This is a genomic window from Synechococcus lacustris str. Tous (genome assembly GCF_003011125.1).
Lineage (GTDB): Bacteria > Cyanobacteriota > Cyanobacteriia > PCC-6307 > Cyanobiaceae > Synechococcus_D > Synechococcus_D lacustris.
The window spans coordinates 1-712 of the sequence record NZ_PXVC01000279.1 but is presented as its reverse complement, the minus strand read 5'-3'; the positions used below and the strand labels follow the sequence as shown (position 1 = coordinate 712).

Below are 712 nucleotides of genomic sequence, written 5' to 3'. Positions count from 1 at the left end.
TGCTACAGCTATAGCTTTTGGTAGTGGTGGGCCTACGATTGGCCGAAAAAGTGCAACTGAGTTAATAGCAAGTGCAACTATTGAATGTAATCCATTGCCAACCTTGCCTGCTCATCTAGCAAATAAAGCATACGTAGATAGCAAAATTGTATTTACAGCCGTGGGAGATCCTGCCCCTCCATCTGCGGAAGGGCTAGCAGAAGGCGCATTATGGGTTGAATACACATGAATATCCTATTGGCTGGTGTATGGAAGAAAATTAAACCGAAAGCTATTTTTATTGCTGGTGGCTGGAAAGAAGTATCAACAGTTTATGTATTAAAAAATGGCAATTGGCGGCGCCTATGGATTCGGCAATAGCTAACAGTTGATACTTGCTGGCCCAATTGTTCCTAATACTCAAAGCATGATTGCTTGGCAACCATAATGGATCCATAATGGTTTAACTGTTGCGAGGTCTGCCTTCTGCCATGACCAAGAGCATTACCCTAAAGAACCTGCCAGATGCGCTCCACGCCCGGCTGGCAGCTGCAGCTAGGCGCAACAGGCGCAGCCTCAATAACGAGGCGATTGTTTGTTTAGAGACCGGCCTCGGCACTGCAAACCCATCTGTGGAGGTGCAATTAACCAGAATTAGAGCCTTGAGGGAAAGCCTCGGACCCCACAGCTTTGATCCAGATCAGATCGATGAGTTCAAGCGCCTAGATCGGCT

The 712-nt window shown here is 47.1% G+C and carries 3 protein-coding genes; all 3 read left to right on the top strand.

The genetic code is table 11. The features are described 5' to 3' along the window. On the top strand, positions 1 to 229 hold a 229-nt coding region (locus C7K08_RS16265), incomplete at its 5' end, for a hypothetical protein (protein ID WP_206603901.1). Beyond that, complete coding sequence (locus C7K08_RS16690) at positions 226 to 360, top strand: hypothetical protein (protein WP_272867444.1); 135 nt, start codon at positions 226 to 228, stop codon at positions 358 to 360. The genes C7K08_RS16265 and C7K08_RS16690, both read left to right, overlap by 4 nt. 110 nt (positions 361 to 470) lie before the next feature. Further along, positions 471 to 712: FitA-like ribbon-helix-helix domain-containing protein (locus C7K08_RS14925; protein ID WP_106501207.1), on the top strand; the 242-nt coding region annotated here is incomplete at its 3' end.